Annotated in this window: 14 protein-coding genes; 1 reads left to right on the plus strand and 13 read right to left on the minus strand. The window is 41.2% G+C overall.

The window, feature by feature from the left end; all coding sequences use genetic code 11:
• The 11 genes from RCG21_RS26025 to cymR all read right to left on the minus strand — a co-directional run bounded on the left by RCG21_RS26025 (position 1) and on the right by cymR (position 11,696).
• Positions 1–267, minus strand: a complete 267-nt coding sequence (locus tag RCG21_RS26025) for an IreB family regulatory phosphoprotein (RefSeq protein WP_026572357.1) — start codon at positions 265–267, stop codon at positions 1–3.
• A 119-nt stretch (positions 268–386) separates the two neighbouring features.
• On the minus strand, positions 387–3,020 hold the full coding sequence (gene alaS / locus RCG21_RS26030; RefSeq protein WP_308913893.1) for an alanine--tRNA ligase: 2,634 nt from the start codon (positions 3,018–3,020) through the stop codon (positions 387–389).
• A 591-nt stretch (positions 3,021–3,611) separates the two neighbouring features.
• A complete protein-coding gene (locus RCG21_RS26035; protein ID WP_133334466.1) occupies positions 3,612–4,691 on the minus strand; it encodes an AI-2E family transporter in 1,080 nt (359 codons plus the stop codon).
• A gap of 84 nt (positions 4,692–4,775) precedes the next feature.
• Complete coding sequence (locus tag RCG21_RS26040; RefSeq protein WP_133334465.1) at positions 4,776–4,910, minus strand: YrzQ family protein; 135 nt, start codon at positions 4,908–4,910, stop codon at positions 4,776–4,778.
• A 57-nt stretch (positions 4,911–4,967) separates the two neighbouring features.
• Positions 4,968–5,159, minus strand: coding sequence for a YrzR-like zinc ribbon domain (locus tag RCG21_RS26045; protein WP_026572354.1), 192 nt, complete (start codon positions 5,157–5,159; stop codon positions 4,968–4,970).
• Between the two features lie 12 nt (positions 5,160–5,171).
• The gene (locus RCG21_RS26050) at positions 5,172–5,645 is read right to left on the minus strand and encodes a PRC-barrel domain-containing protein (protein ID WP_133334464.1); all 474 of its coding nucleotides are present in this window, start codon (positions 5,643–5,645) and stop codon (positions 5,172–5,174) included.
• A gap of 32 nt (positions 5,646–5,677) precedes the next feature.
• Positions 5,678–8,092: an SF1B family DNA helicase RecD2 gene (gene recD2 / locus RCG21_RS26055; RefSeq protein WP_133334463.1), complete on the minus strand. Its 2,415-nt coding sequence runs from the start codon at positions 8,090–8,092 to the stop codon at positions 5,678–5,680.
• 43 nt (positions 8,093–8,135) lie between these two features.
• Complete coding sequence (locus tag RCG21_RS26060) at positions 8,136–8,789, minus strand: tetratricopeptide repeat protein (protein WP_133334462.1); 654 nt, start codon at positions 8,787–8,789, stop codon at positions 8,136–8,138.
• Positions 8,790–8,929: 140 nt separating this feature from the next.
• A complete protein-coding gene (mnmA, locus tag RCG21_RS26065; protein WP_133334461.1) occupies positions 8,930–10,048 on the minus strand; it encodes a tRNA 2-thiouridine(34) synthase MnmA in 1,119 nt (372 codons plus the stop codon).
• 40 nt (positions 10,049–10,088) lie between these two features.
• On the minus strand, positions 10,089–11,231 hold the full coding sequence (locus tag RCG21_RS26070) for a cysteine desulfurase family protein (protein WP_133334460.1): 1,143 nt from the start codon (positions 11,229–11,231) through the stop codon (positions 10,089–10,091).
• A 45-nt stretch (positions 11,232–11,276) separates the two neighbouring features.
• Positions 11,277–11,696 carry a cysteine metabolism transcriptional regulator CymR gene (gene cymR / locus RCG21_RS26075; protein ID WP_133334459.1) on the minus strand — a complete coding sequence of 140 codons (420 nt, stop codon included), beginning with the start codon at positions 11,694–11,696 and terminating at the stop codon, positions 11,277–11,279.
• 307 nt (positions 11,697–12,003) lie between these two features.
• Here cymR and RCG21_RS26080 point away from each other — a divergent pair, with 307 nt between their 5' ends.
• A complete protein-coding gene (locus tag RCG21_RS26080) occupies positions 12,004–13,278 on the plus strand; it encodes a replication-associated recombination protein A (protein ID WP_133334458.1) in 1,275 nt (424 codons plus the stop codon).
• A 67-nt stretch (positions 13,279–13,345) separates the two neighbouring features.
• Here the strand turns inward: RCG21_RS26080 and RCG21_RS26085 are convergent, their stop codons facing one another.
• Both RCG21_RS26085 and RCG21_RS26090 read right to left on the minus strand, forming a co-directional pair.
• Positions 13,346–14,296 (minus strand): ABC transporter permease, encoded by a 951-nt coding sequence (locus RCG21_RS26085; RefSeq protein WP_133334457.1) that lies wholly within the window; start codon positions 14,294–14,296, stop codon positions 13,346–13,348.
• A complete protein-coding gene (locus tag RCG21_RS26090; protein WP_133334456.1) occupies positions 14,293–15,216 on the minus strand; it encodes an ABC transporter ATP-binding protein in 924 nt (307 codons plus the stop codon). The genes RCG21_RS26085 and RCG21_RS26090 overlap by 4 nt, the downstream gene beginning before the upstream one ends.
• Between the last annotated feature and the right edge of the window lie 259 nt (positions 15,217–15,475).

The following is a 15,475-nucleotide window of genomic DNA, read 5'->3' on the forward strand; positions in this document are numbered from 1 at the left end:
TTAAACCTCACGCTGTTGTTTTAAATATGATTTAACCAATTCCTCAATAATTTCGTCCCGTTCAAGCTTGCGAATAATGTTGCGGGCATCCCGATGCCTTGGAATATACGCAGGATCACCGGATAAAAGGTAGCCGACAATTTGATTAATTGGATTGTACCCCTTTTCCTGTAAGGCTTCGTATACTTGGAAAAGAACATCGTTTACATCGTGTTCAAAAGGCTCTTCAGGAAAACTGAACCTCATCGTTTTGTCAAATGAGCTCATTTTATTGCACCTCGCATTCGTGATAAGGAGAAAATTGTCTAATCTAGCTCCAGTGTCTGGATAAGTCGCTGGAGCTTTTTAATTCAGTTACCTACATTTTACACTACTTTGTCCCATTATCAAATGGATTTTACCCATTCTTCGACGAATTGCAGGGCAGAATCAAGTTTTTCAGGATCCTTACCGCCAGCCTGAGCCATATCAGGGCGACCGCCGCCACCGCCGCCGCATCGTGTTGCCACTTCTTTTATCAATTTTCCGGCATGATAGCCCTTTTCATTTAAATCCTTTGTAACAGCAGAAATTAAATTCACTTTTCCTTCATGAACACTTCCTAAAAGAATGACAGCAGATCCAAGTTTTTGTTTCAAATCATCAGCCATATTCCTTAAGTTATTCATATCAGCTGCCTGAACCTTTGCAAACAATACGTTAACACCATCAATTTCCTTTGCCCTGGAAACAAGATTTCCTGCTTCAATGTTTCCAAGCTTTGCTGCCAATGATTCATTTTCACGATGCAGCTGCTTAATTTCGGCAGAAAGACCCTCAATACGAGATACGATGTCCTTTGGATTAGTTTTTAACTTTTCAGCTGCTTCTTTTAGCAATCCAACCTGTTCATTTAAAAGCAGGTATGCCGCTTCACCAGTAACCGCTTCAATTCTTCTTGTCCCGGCACCAATACCGCCTTCTGAGACAATCTTAAATAAACCAATAACGGAAGTATTCGGAACATGGCAGCCACCGCAAAGTTCGAGGCTGTAATCACCAACTTTTACCACGCGGACAATATCACCGTATTTTTCGCCAAATAGGGCCATCGCCCCCATTGCCTTTGCTTCAGCGATTGGTTTTAAATTGATATCTACCTCCATGTTTCGCCAAATCTTTTCATTCACAATTTGCTCAACCTGCTCAAGTTCTTCCGGTTTTACCTGTCCAAAATGGGAAAAGTCAAAACGAAGCCGATCAGGTTCAACTAATGATCCTGCCTGGTTAACATGGGTTCCAAGTACATCCTTTAATGCTTGATGAAGTAAATGGGTAGCCGTATGGTTCTTTGTAATTTTCACACGGTTTACTTGGTCAACCACAGCTGTAACCGTTTGACCGGTTTTTAGGGTTCCCGCTTCAACCACAGCCTTATGAAGGTTTTGGCCATTTGGAGCCTTATGAACATCTTTAATTTTTACAGAAATACCATCAGCCTGAAGTACACCATGGTCTGCAATTTGTCCACCGCTTTCTGCATAGAACGGAGTAGCATCCAGGATAAACTGGATTTCTTCGCCAATTGCTGCTTCCTGGACTAATTCACCATCTTTAATAATCGCAACAACCTTAGCATTTGTTTGAAGATTTCCATAGCCAATAAATTGGCTTTCGACTTTCAGATTTCCAAGCACAGTGCCTTGAACCTGCATGGAATCAACATCTTGACGAGCTGCGCGGGCACGCTCGCGCTGTTGTTCCATTTCCTCTTCAAACCCGTCATGATCAATTTTCATCCCGTCTTCTAAAGCATATTCCTCCGTTAATTCAACAGGGAATCCGTATGTGTCATACAGTCGGAAAACATCTGCTCCAGGAATCGTGTCGCTTCCCTTTTCCTTCTCTTTTTTAATGACATTTGATAAAATCGCTAAGCCTTCATGAAGTGTTTCATGGAAACGCTCTTCCTCATTTTTAATTACCTTTTGAATAAACTCTGATTTTTCCTTTACTTGAGGATAGAAGTCATGCATCACTTCCCCTACAACAGAAACAAGTTCATACATAAACGGACGGTTTATATTGATTTGTTTTGCATAACGGACCGCGCGGCGAAGCAAGCGGCGCAATACATAACCACGACCTTCATTAGAAGGCAATGCACCATCACCAACAGCAAATGCAACTGTCCGAATATGATCGGCAATTACCTTAAAGGCAACATCTTTTTCCTTGTCTGCACCATATTTTTCGCCTGAAATTTCTTCTGTTGCACGAATAATTGGCATAAATAAATCCGTATCAAAGTTTGTTGGAACATTTTGAACGACAGACGCCATTCTTTCTAAGCCCATGCCGGTATCAATATTTTTCTTTGGCAGCGGCGTGTAGGTTCCATCTGGATTATGGTTAAATTGCGAAAATACTAGGTTCCATACTTCAAGATATCGTTCGTTTTCTCCTCCAGGATAAAGCTCTGGATCTGCCGGGTCATCACCATATTCCGGACCGCGGTCATAAAATATCTCTGAGTTTGGACCGCTTGGGCCTTCACCGATATCCCAGAAGTTCCCTTCAAGGCGGATAATGCGTTCCTCAGGAATCCCAATCTTTTTGTTCCAAATTTCATATGCTTCTTCGTCTTCCGGATGGATGGTAACGGACAGCAATTCTGGATCAAAATTAATCCATTTTTGATCCGTTAAAAACTCCCATGCCCAAATAATCGCTTCTTCTTTGAAATAATCACCGATGGAGAAATTCCCAAGCATTTCAAAAAATGTATGGTGTCGGGCTGTTTGACCAACATTTTCAATATCATTGGTACGGATTGATTTTTGTGCATTTGTAATCCTTGGATTTTCCGGAATGACCCGGCCGTCAAAATACTTCTTTAAGGTTGCAACCCCGCTGTTAATCCAAAGAAGCGATGGATCATCAATCGGTACAAGGGGTGCACTTGGTTCAACGGAATGACCTTTTTCTTTAAAAAAGTCTAAAAACATTTTGCGGATTTCAGAGCCTGTTAAATTTTTCATTTGTTTAGACCTCCTAATATATTTAGGTGTGTTAAACTTGTCTGTTGATTTCCGCTCTCAGGCACAAGCGGTTCGTGGGCGGTCCGGGGAGCCTCCTCGTCGCTTTGCTCCAAGCGGGGTCTCCCCTGCCCCGTACTCCCACAGGACACTGAATTGCTTCCTTGAATCCGCCCACGCACGAAGAAAATGCGTTAGCATTTTCGAGGAGTCTTCGTGCCTTCCGCTCCAATCAATAGGGTTAAAAAATCAACATTGACCTTTAACACAGCCTATATTTAAAAAAATACAAAAAAGCCCTCATCCCTAAAACAGGGACGAGGACTTGACTCGCGGTACCACCCTGATTATGAATACAAAAGCTGTATTCATCTCTCAGCTGCCTTAACGCGGCAAAACGGCAGGGATTAGCTGCACTCTGGATTAGCTTTCTGTCATCCTTCATTTAGAGCTTCTTTCAGCCTTGGAAGCTCCTCTCTTCACGCACTTTAGGCGTTACAAATGGTCTACAACATACTCGATCCTTCAACATGTTACATACATTTTTATTCATACTATATGACGAATTATAGCCACTCTAAAATTGTTTGTCAATTAGGACGGGGAATCCTTCGTATTTTTTTGGATAAAATGATTTTTTGCATGATTAGCTCCCACCTTTAAGACAACAAGTACCGGGACAGCCAAAATGAGCCCAATAACACCGCCAATTTCTCCACCGGCCGTGATGGCGAGCATAATGAGGAGCGGATGCATATGAAGACTTCTTCCGACAATATAAGGGGAAAGAATATTCCCTTCAAGAAATTGTAGCACTAAAATAATTACGATTGTAACAATCACAAGCTTTACTGAAAGGGTAGCGGCAATAATAACTGCCGGAACTGCACCTAAAATAGGACCAAAATAAGGGATGACATCCGTTATCCCAACAATAAATCCTAAAAGGAGCGGGTAACGCAAATGAAAAACCCAAAATAATAGTGATGCAGCACTGCCAATAATGACACAAACAAGGAGCTGCCCCCTTATGTAACTCCCCAATGAATCGTCTACATCCCTTAAAAAACGTTTTCCCTGTCTGCGCCATTTCCGAGGGGTTAAATACCACACCACTCGTTTAATTAAGGGGAAATCCTTTAACATATAGAATGCGATAAATGGAATAATCATCACGATTAACGCAGAATTAAGAAAGTTTAAGAGAATTTCGACCATGATAGTGAGCAAAGAATTTAACTTTTCCTCAAATGCATCAATTCCGTCATTCATTTTTCCTTGAAGTCCATCCGGCCATTCCCGTGTATGGGATTGAAGAGTATGAATCCAGCCACGGTATTGCTCCGCTAAAAGTGGAGCACTTTCCGATAGATCTTTTAACTGATTGATAAAAGCTGGAATTCCCTTGTATAAAGCATAGCCGAGACCTCCAAAGAATAGGCAGTAGATGAGGAATATTGCAAGGCCACGGTGAAGTCCTTTTTCATGAAGCTTTTCTATAATCGGATGAAGCAGATAGGTAATAAAACCTGCTATTAGAAAAGGTAATAAAATATAAAATACAACCTTTACTATTGGCAGCCAGACAAAACGAATTTTAAAAAACAAATAAATCGCCACTAATAAAAGGAGCAAGAACCCAATTCGGTAATACCATTTCATACGAATATCCAACCCACTCACCCCTTTTTGGTTAGTGTTGGAGGGGGAGGTAGGAATTATGCATTAAAAACCCCCTCTAATGGAGGGGGTTTTGGTTTAAAAGATCGTTCGTTTAACTTTCCTCTGCATTTTTTTCATATTGCGGGCTGACATAACATTGTTTCGCTGTGCCCAGTTGTAAGCTGCCATTCCCGCCCCAAAAGCAACAACAGTCGTCATCATTTTATTCATACGTATCACCTCTTCTTTAAGATAGGAATTCTCCGAACAGGTGCTAGCTGATTAAAATTAAATGGTGTAACGACGCTCTTCTTCTTCAAACAAATCATCTAAGGAACTAAGAGTCCCATCTTCCTCGACTTGATGGGTATTAATAATGCCTTTAGAAAGGGACAATTCAATAAAACAATTCCAGCAATAATATTGGTTAATACCAATTTTTCCGATATCCTTACTCTGGCAATTGGGACACTTTAACATGAAAAAGACACCTCACGTTTGGTTAACATCTACGATGATGGCATCTCTTCCAATCGCCGGGGGCTTTTCGGATTGAATAACCTGTTTCCCCTCAGTGATTTCTGAAAAGAAGCCATCCGTAATTTCATACCCTACGATTGTGCCCAATTCTTCCAGAAAATATACATCCTTTAATAAGCCGATTGAATCTCCGCTCTTTGATACAATCATGTGCCCATTTAAGGGATGTTGATGCGAAAAAGTATATTCCGGAGGTGTTTTAAGCTTTTCTAAATGGTCAGCATCTTCAATCATGACACCATCCGCCCCAAAGGAAGCAATGTTCTGAATGTCCAAAAAAACGGTTTGTTTGAAAACGCCTTTTTTGACCAATAAACCTTTTACGACTCCATTGCTTGTGATAAACAAATCACTTACTTCACCGATTTTCGTCCCTGATTTGATGTCAAACACCGGTTGATTTTTTAATAAAGAAAATGTCCGCAAAAAGTGTCCCACCTTTCCGAACATTTATAGTTTCAGTTATTAACCATAAAATCATAAGGTGTAAGGTTTTCCATTCCAATCATTGGATCAACCTTCATTAAGGTTTCCTCTAATGTCAACCCATCGGTAATTTGTGTTTCCGAATTTGTTTCGGTTCCATTGGCAGGGATGGATTCCTGCAGCTTATGGCAAAGGGTCGTAAGTCTGCTTAATTCATCCGCTCTTTCGACGCCCATCCTTAAGGCATCTTCTTCACCACAGAGAATTAATGATTGTTTACTGCGGGTAATCGCTGTATAAATTAAATTCCGCCGCAGCATTCGGTAGTAGCTTCTTGTGATTGGGAGAATGACAATCGGAAACTCGCTTCCCTGCGACTTATGGACTGAGCAGCAATAAGCATGGGTAATTTGCGTCAAATCCTGCTTTGTATATTCTACCTCATGACCCTCATAGGAAATGTAAATCATATCTTGTTTTTCGGTATTTTCTTTTGCATAGATGATCGAAATAATTTCGCCAATATCACCGTTAAAAACATTATTTTCCGGCTGATTGACCAACTGAAGCACTTTGTCACCGATTCGGTATTTTACATCACCGAAAGTAATTTCTTTACGCGAACCATCTGGGTTGGGATTAAAAATTTCCTGTAGTAAAACATTTAAGCGGTCAATCCCTGCCGGTCCGCGGTACATAGGTGCCAACACCTGGATATCCTTTGCCGAATATCCTTTGTTTTTTGCATTTAATGCGACTTTTTCCACAACCTGCGCAACCTGTGCAGTTGAACAGCGGATAAAGGATCGATCAGCTTGTTTGAATGTTACATTAGCCGGTATAAACCCCTTTTTAATATCATGGGCAAGTTCAATGATAGAAGACCCTTCTGCCTGACGATAGATATCGGTTAATCTAACCGTCGGAATTCTTTCTGAGTTCAACAGATCTTTTAAAACCTGTCCTGGCCCGACAGATGGCAATTGATCTTCATCTCCGACCAAAATGACTTGTATATGCTCCGGAAGCGCCTTAAACAACTGATTGGCCAGCCAAATATCGAGCATGGACGTTTCATCTACAATAATAATTTTTCCTTCAAGCGGTGTTGTTTCATCTCGGTCAAAACCTTCTGTTCCATTAAAACCAAGTAAACGGTGAATTGTAACGGCAGGAAGACCTGTCGACTCGCTCATCCTTTTCGCCGCTCTGCCCGTTGGTGCGGCAAGTAAAAAAGGAAAGGGTTCGTCTTTCTTTTGATAATCCTTTGGCTCTAAGGAGCAGCCATGAAGTTCGGCATAAAGCTCGACAATCCCTTTGATGACGGTCGTCTTACCAGTGCCTGGTCCGCCTGTTAAAATAAGCATTGGGGACATTAAGGCCGTTTGGATCGCTTCTTTTTGCGAGGGGGCATATTCCACGCCGAGTCTTTCTTCAAGGTTTCCAAGTGCAAGTAAAAACTCTGATTCAGGAAATTGTTCTTTGTACTCGGATTGCTCTAAGATTCGATGAATATTGGTCACGAGGCCCTTTTCAGCAAAATATAAAGAGGGGAGGTAAACACGCTGCTCTTCGCCAATTATTTTCCCCTCTTCTTCAAGCTTAACAACTTCATTCGAGATATCCAAAAATTCAATTTGATCTCGTTTGTTTTCTTCTAGAAGGTTTTTTACTTTTTCTAATAAGTCTTTGGCAGGTATGTATACATGTCCTGTCTGCATGCTTTCATTTTCAAGCGTGTAAAGGCAAGCTGCTTTGATTCGGTCTGGGTGATTTCCGGAGATGCCAAGCTGATACCCTAGTTCGTCTGCCCGGCCAAAACCGATTCCTTCGATATCTTCGACCAATTTATAAGGATTTTTCTGAATAATACCAAGGGTTTCTTCCTTATAAGCTTGATAAATTCTCATCGAAAGCTGCGGACCAAAGCCATATTGATTTAAGGCGACCATGACTTGTTCGAGTCCCTGATGTTCCATTAACGTATCATAAAGCATTTTCGCCTTCTCAGGAGGCAGCTTTGGAATAGAATCGAGCAATGATGGCTGATTAAGAATTTTTGATATTGCATTTTCTCCTAATACTTTAACAATATTCTCCGCCGTCTTTTTGCCAATCCCTTTAAACATTTCACTTGATAAATAAGTAATAACACCTTGTTCGGTTTGAGGAATATCTTTTCGGAAATGATTGGTGTGAAATTGAAGACCAAATTTCGGATGTTCCTTAAATTCACCGTAAAAAATATACGTTTCCTGTTCGTGAATTTTCGGAAAATAACCAGTTACCACTGCTTCTTTGTCCTCATATTGGTCATTGGTTTCTTCCACACGAATTCTCAGGACGGTGTATAGATTTTGCTCATTATGAAAAATCGTTACAAGATGCTTCCCCTTCACGAACTTTCCTTGTTCGGCAAATAAATCAAGTGAGTCCTGCTTTTCCATTACACTCCCTCCTTCCATGGCCTTGAGACATAAGGGTTAATAATTATTTTTCATTCTCAATTAGTTTTTTTCCGTAGCCGGCAAGCAAATGATCCGGCTGAATTTCAAGTGCTTTATCAAACATTTCTGCTGCTTTTTCTGGATTTTCTTTAAAGCCATAGGCAACACCTAAATTATAACAGGCATCTGCATGCTGGGAATCAAGATCTAAACATTTTTCCAATTGCACAATTGACTCATCAATGAATTGTAATTGAGCGAGACATAATCCATATTGGAAGCGTGCCTCAGCATCTTCTTCATTTAATTCCACACTTCTTTGTAAATAAGGCAGTGCAAATTTCCCTTGATCGAGCTGAATAAGGGTGATACCGAGCATAAAAAAGTTATCACTTGATTCAAGCCCTTTTTTCAACGCCATTTCAAACATTTTTTTCGCCTGCTCAAAATGTTCCTTATTAAAATAGAGGTTTCCCGCACTATAATAAGCTGCTGCAGCATTCTCATCTAGCTCAATCGCCTTCTCATAAAACTTCAAAGCTTTCTCATCATCCCCAACAGCAGAAAGCACATTTCCAAAATTAATATAAGCAACCGGATCCTGCGGACTATCAGAAATCGCCTCATTAAAAGCCTTCGCCGCTTCCTCCCAATTACCCTCCTGCATATATTTAACACCCAATTGGTTCTTATCCAAACTAGTCAACTCCATTCTATTGAGAGTATACCATATTTTTTTCTATGGTAAGTTCATTCGATAAATTTCGGGCGGTGACAGGCACCGCCCGAAATTTGTCGAAAAAATCCCTGATTCCAAAAGGGGAATCAGGGATTTTTTTAGCCGACGTAGGTCAGGCGCTCGTTATTTTTGTAGACTTCGTCGATGGTTCCGCCGCCGAGGCATTCGTCACCGTTATAGAAGACGACGGCTTGTCCTGGGGTAACGGCGCGGATTGGCTCATGAAAGACCACTTTCGCCTTGTTGTCTTCAAGAAGATGGACGGTTACTTTATGGTCTTCCTGCCTGTAGCGAAATTTTGCAGTGCATTCAAATTCAGCAGGTTTTTCTTGATTGGAAACCCAGCTGACGGCATCCGCAATAATGGAATCGGAATAAAGCATTTCATTATGAAAGCCTTGTCCAACATAAAGGACATTACGTTTTAGGTCCTTTCCAATTGCAAACCATGGGTCACCGGCACCACCAATTCCGAGTCCATGACGTTGACCGATGGTGTGATACATAAGTCCCTCATGCCTTCCCATAACTTTTCCGTCAAAAGTTTCCATATTACCCGGCTGGGCAGGCAGGTATTGGCCTAGGAATTCTTTAAAGTTCCTTTCCCCAATAAAGCAAATACCAGTACTATCCTTTTTCGTTGCAGTCGCAAGATTAGCTTCCTTGGCAATTTCCCTTACCCTGGATTTCTCAAGATTACCAATCGGGAACATGACCTTGCTAAGCTGATCCTGTGTCAATTGGTTTAGGAAGTAGGTTTGGTCCTTGTTTTCGTCGAGACCACGGAGCATTTTATATTCTCCATCCCGGTACTCAACCTGCGCATAATGGCCTGTTGCCAGATAATCAGCACCGAGGTTCACCGCATGCTCAAGAAAAGCCTTAAACTTAATTTCTTTATTGCACATGACATCCGGATTCGGGGTTCGGCCCGCCTTATATTCTTCTAAAAAGTAGGTAAATACCTTATCCCAATATTGTTTTTCAAAATTAACGGCATAATATGGAATGCCAATCTGGTTACAAACACGGATTACGTCTTCATAATCCTCTGTCGCCGTACAAACGCCAAACTCATCCGTATCATCCCAGTTTTTCATAAAAATCCCGATAACATCATAACCTTGCTGTTTTAGAAGTAACGCTGCAACCGAAGAATCGACTCCACCGGACATGCCCACCACCACTCGTATATCTTTTGGCTCTCTAGTCTCCATCTTTTTTCACCTCTCTATCTCATAAAAGTGTTTCGTACATCTATTTTTTTAAGCGAGTTACAATTCTGGCTGTCTCTTCAGCCGCTCTCACTATTTGCTCTGTAGTCGTATCATAACCAAAGCTAAAGCGAATCGAATTAATTAACCGCTCAGATCCTTTTCCAAACATAGCAACCAGTACATGAGAAGGTTCAATCGAACCCGCTGTACATGCTGAACCGCTAGAGACCGCTATTCCCGCCAAATCGAGATTCACAAGCATTTGCTCGACATTTGTCCCCGGAAAGCTTAAGTTTAATACATGTGGCAGCGAATGTTCAAGTGTTCCGTTTAGTGCAAAATCGATTCTGTGCTCTCGGAGTTTTTGAATAAACGTCTCCTTAAACCCCATGTACCTATTCCTTTTTTCAGACAGTTCTTCCGCCGAAATTAAAACAGCTTCGTGAAAACCAACAATTGAGGCAACATTTTCGGTACCGGCACGTCTTTTTCGCTCTTGCTCTCCGCCAAATTGACGTGGCGCTAGTTTAACATTTTCGCGGGCATATAAAAAGCCGATACCTTTCGGGCCATTAATTTTATGAGCTGTAACGGACAACAAGTCAATATTACATTCGTTAACATCTATTTTTTCAACACCGTAGGCTTGTACAGCATCGGTATGAAATTTTGCTTGATGGTCTTTCAAGAGCTCCCCAATTTCAGCAATTGGCTGGAGTGTCCCTACCTCATTGTTCCCGTACATGATTGAGACGAGAATAGTATCTTCTCTTAATGCATTTTTTAATTCGGCCACAGACACCCTTCCAGTTTCATCCACAGGCAAATAGGTAACCTCATACCCCATCTTTTCTAATTTATGACCGGCGTGAAGTACTGCATGGTGCTCTATTTGTGAGGTTATAATATGCTTCCCATTCGCTTGATAACTTTCAGCAACGCCAAATAGGGCCATATTATCCGCTTCGGTTCCACCGCTTGTAAAAATAATCTCTACCTCTTTTGCACCGATACTTTTTGCCATTCTTTCGCGTGCGAGGTCGATTCTGTGCCGAGCTTCTCTTCCAAAAGAATGGATACTTGAGGGATTCCCGAAGGTTTCATTCATGGCTGCAAGCATTTTCTCCATAACTCTTGGATGCATCGGTGTTGTAGCGGCATGGTCGAGATAGATTCGTTCCATAATTCCACCTTCATTCAAATGAAATCTATACAATTACCTTTGACATTAAATATAAAACATATAAGCTTCTGACTCACCATCATCGCTATGGCTGGCTAAATCTTCCAATGTTGTATTATCCAATACATCCTTAATCGCATCGCGAATACGAATCCAAAGCTCACGTTTTGCCGGTTCTTCATCCTCAATACCCTCTACCGGTGTAATCGGTCCTTCAAGAACACGAATCACATCACCGGAAGTAATTTTTGCAGGATCATCAGCTAGAATGTAACCACCATATGCTCCACGAATACTTTTTACTAATCCGGCATTGCGAAGCGGTGAAATTAATTGTTCTAGGTAATGTTCCGATAAATCATTTGCTTGGGCAATTGTTTTTAGTGAAATCGGACCTTCACCGTATTTTTTAGCCAGTTCAATCATAATGGTCAGACCATATCTGCCCTTCGTCGATATTTTCATTTAAAGGCACCTCATTTCAACTTTTTCTATTTTAAAATTATTTTTTATAATGTCAACAGGAATCAAATCCTCAGTAACTTGATAGGCATTTATTTATTATACCATATTGTTCTTTAATATGCTTTTCACAGAAAAAATGATATCGTAATAAGAAAAGCGGAAGCGCCTTGGTCAGCCCCGAAAAGCGCTGGAGGCCCAGACGGTGAAGTCGTTCTTTGACTTCATCGGCTGGGCCGAAGCGACCTAGAGGGGCTAGGCGCTGAAGCTAGACAATAAGAAAAGACAGTATTCAGTTGGAGAGATGATTATGCAGCAAAAGCCTCTAGCATTTCGGATGCGTCCCAGAACCATTGAAGAGGTTGTCGGACAGCAGCATCTTGTTGCCGATGGAAAAATTATTGCCAGAATGGTAAAAGCTAAACAGCTGACGTCGATGATTTTATATGGTCCGCCTGGAATTGGCAAAACCTCGATTGCAAGTGCAATTGCCGGAAGTACTAAATATGCTTTCCGCACCCTAAATGCCGTAACCAATAATAAAAAAGACATGGAGATTGTCGTTGCCGAAGCAAAAATGTCCGGAAAGGTAATTCTTCTTTTGGATGAGGTCCATCGCCTCGATAAAGCGAAACAGGATTATTTGCTCCCTTATTTAGAAAATGGATTAATTACTTTAATAGGGGCAACGACGAGCAATCCATACCACGCGATTAATCCGGCGATCCGCAGCCGATGTCAAATTTTCGAGTTAAAGCCGCTGGAGCCGGAAGAAGTAAAAATAGCATTGACAAGAGCTTTAGAAGACGCGGAAAGAGGCTTTGGAAACGTAAGGGTTGTCTTGACCGATGAAGCTCTAAATCATTTTGCAATCGGATCAAATGGTGATGTTAGAAGTTCCTTAAATGCCCTAGAATTAGCTGTCCTTTCGAGCGATAAGGACGGGGAAGGCGTTATTCATATTGACTTGGCAATAGCAGAAGAATGCTTACAAAAGAAGAGTTTTGCTGCTGACAAGGATGGGGACGGCCATTATGATGTTCTTTCCGCCTTCCAAAAATCAATTCGCGGCAGTGACGTAGATGCTGCACTTCATTATCTTGGCAGGTTAATTGAAGCTGGTGACTTGGTAAGCATTAGTAGACGCTTGCTTGTCATCGCTTTTGAAGATGTCGGTCTTGCCAGTCCCCAGGCAGGGGCACGGACGCTGGCGGCGATTGAAACAGCAGAACGAATCGGTTTCCCGGAAGCAAGAATCCCGCTTGCTAACGCAGTGATTGAATTATGTTTATCACCAAAATCCAATTCAGCAGTGCTTGCGATTCAATCCGCGCTTGAGGATATTCAAAAAGGCAATGTTGGAGAAGTTCCTGACCATTTGCGCGACGCCCATTATAAAGGTGCAAAAGAGCTGGGCAGGGGAATTGACTATAAATACCCGCACGACTATGAAAATGGCTGGGTCCCGCAGCAATATTTACCGAATCGCTTAAAAAATAAACAATACTATGTACCAAAAAAGACTGGAAAGTTTGAACAAGCACTGGCCACGGTCTATGCAAAACTAACAGGCAGAAAAAAATAGCCTTCGCGTTACGCGGAGGCTATTTTTTTCTGCCGTTATCAACACTTTTTAGCGGGTATCAACAATATTACGCCGCCACATCTCTCTTTTTAAAAGTAAAGAAGGCCAGAAATTGGAAAACAACAAAATAAACAATTAGCATGATGATGGAAAATGATAAGGTCATTCCTTCCACCATCGGAGAACCTTCAAAATATTGCATGAGATCCGTATTAGCAAACAAGATATATTTAGCCCAATCAAATTTCAATGCTAATAATTGAGTTAAGTTTCCTCCGGAAAACATTAAAAAGATGGAGATACCAATGGCAAGTGAACTGTTTCGAAACACAGACGAAATCATAAATGCCATGGTTGTCAGCATAATCATTCCAATCGAGCTCAAACCATAATAACTCATTAAATGAACCACCATATTCTGCTCAGTCACTGTACCATTATTGTAATTCAAATATGGCACAGCCTGGTCAGGCATCCCAAATAAAATCGCGCCAATGACGGTTGAATATACAAAAAGCACGGCCAGCAGGAATAATGCAAAAAGTAAAACTGTTAAATATTTAGAGAGTAAAATTTTCGTTCGATTAATCGGCCTGATTAACAACAACTTAATCGTGCCCCAATTAAATTCACTTGCAACAATCCCTGCGGAAACAATAATCGTAAACAGCCCTGCTAATGATATTAATTGCGAAGCATCCTTTACAAAGGTCCAAACATCATAGCTTTCCTGTGGGGCAATATGATGCTCAATCCGGTAATCATTGATGGCTATCTCTCTTTTAAGGAATTGTTTTTCGATCTTTGATCCGCTTCGGTCATACTGCTTCTTTAAAGCATCATTCTCCTGCTTCAGGTTTTGCTCCCATTTTTGGTCAACGCCGGCTTTACTTCCTGACTCCTGATATTTAAAAAAGCCAGCCACAATCGACGCTGCGACAAGAAGAATTGCAATCATGACAAACGTTCCTGGGCGCTTAAAAATTTTCATCCATTCATTTTGAATTAAATTCATCATATTCTAGCTTCCTCCTTTTCACCTGTAACCTCAAGGAAGCGGTCCTCTAATGTTTTTGCCACTTCTTTAACTCCAAAGACCTGAACGTTACCTTCCACCAATAACTTTATTAAATTCGGAATTTCTTCTTTGGCCAGCTCCAAAGATACGCCATTTCTCGAATGGGACACTCTAACGTCTGAATAATGGTTTTGGATGATGGAGCGTGCCTTTTCACTTGGAATCACTTCAAGTTCATATGTGACTTCATTACCTTGCACAAATTCTTGGACAAGCTGTACATCTATTAAACGGCCGTTTTGAATAATTCCGATGCGGTCACACATCATTTCCATTTCTGAAAGCAAATGACTTGATACAATGACAGCCATATTTTTTTCCCTTGCAAGGAGGCGCAAATAGTCGCGGATTTCCCGAATTCCAGCCGGGTCCAAACCGTTGGTGGGTTCATCGAGGATAAGTACCTCGGGGTCATGTAAAAGACATTGCGCCAAACCTAATCTTTGCCGCATTCCCAGTGAGTACGTTTTTACCTTGTCGTGGATTCTGTCTGTTAACCCGACCAGTTTGACCACTTCATCAATTTTCTCTTTCGTTATTCCTTTTGACATTTTTGCATAATGCACAAGGTTTTTATATCCGCTCAAGAATTTATACATTTCCGGATTTTCAACAATGGCACCAATATGGCGGACAGCATCCTCAAAATTACTTTTAATACTGGCTCCTCCAATGGTAATGTCACCCGAAGTGATGCCCATTAAGCCCACAATCATCCGGATGGTCGTAGTTTTCCCGGCCCCGTTTGGCCCTAAAAAGCCAAAGACCTCCCCTTTGTTTACCTGGAAACTAATTTGATCTATGATCTTTCTCCCTTTGATTATTTTCGTCACATCTTTTAATTCTACAATCGAATCCAACTCATCTTCTCCTCTCTCTATCTTTTGTCGAAAAAAGGCCACCTTACCAGTTTAACTTAAATTTGAAAATTTTTCCTGCATTTGATGTCATTCCTTCTAATTTTTATTATAATGTGAGGTCTTTCTTGATTAAAACGGCTTGAGAATGAGTCAATTCTAGGACCTGCGACGTACGAAAAGATTCGATATTGTGTAGAAAGGGAGGGGGTGATGAATATAATAGGGGTAAGATGGAAGAAAAAAATCAAGCGGTTTTGGG

This window comes from Bacillus salipaludis (assembly GCF_030938565.1).
Classification (GTDB): Bacteria; Bacillota; Bacilli; order Bacillales; family Cytobacillaceae; genus Neobacillus; species Neobacillus salipaludis_A.

Bases quoted from the DNA above. Each gene is read 5' to 3' on its own strand.
- RCG21_RS26070 (WP_133334460.1), bottom strand. From the start codon at position 11,231: ATGGAACGAATCTATCTCGACCATGCCGCTACAACACCGATGCATCCA.
- alaS (WP_308913893.1), bottom strand. From the start codon at position 3,020: ATGAAAAATTTAACAGGCTCTGAAATCCGCAAAATGTTTTTAGACTTT.
- RCG21_RS26085 (WP_133334457.1), bottom strand. From the start codon at position 14,296: ATGATGAATTTAATTCAAAATGAATGGATGAAAATTTTTAAGCGCCCA.
- RCG21_RS26025 (WP_026572357.1), bottom strand. From the start codon at position 267: ATGAGCTCATTTGACAAAACGATGAGGTTCAGTTTTCCTGAAGAGCCT.
- cymR (WP_133334459.1), bottom strand. From the start codon at position 11,696: ATGAAAATATCGACGAAGGGCAGATATGGTCTGACCATTATGATTGAA.
- RCG21_RS26080 (WP_133334458.1), top strand. From the start codon at position 12,004: ATGCAGCAAAAGCCTCTAGCATTTCGGATGCGTCCCAGAACCATTGAA.
- mnmA (WP_133334461.1), bottom strand. From the start codon at position 10,048: ATGGAGACTAGAGAGCCAAAAGATATACGAGTGGTGGTGGGCATGTCC.
- recD2 (WP_133334463.1), bottom strand. From the start codon at position 8,092: ATGGAAAAGCAGGACTCACTTGATTTATTTGCCGAACAAGGAAAGTTC.
- RCG21_RS26040 (WP_133334465.1), bottom strand. From the start codon at position 4,910: ATGAATAAAATGATGACGACTGTTGTTGCTTTTGGGGCGGGAATGGCA.
- RCG21_RS26045 (WP_026572354.1), bottom strand. From the start codon at position 5,159: ATGTTAAAGTGTCCCAATTGCCAGAGTAAGGATATCGGAAAAATTGGT.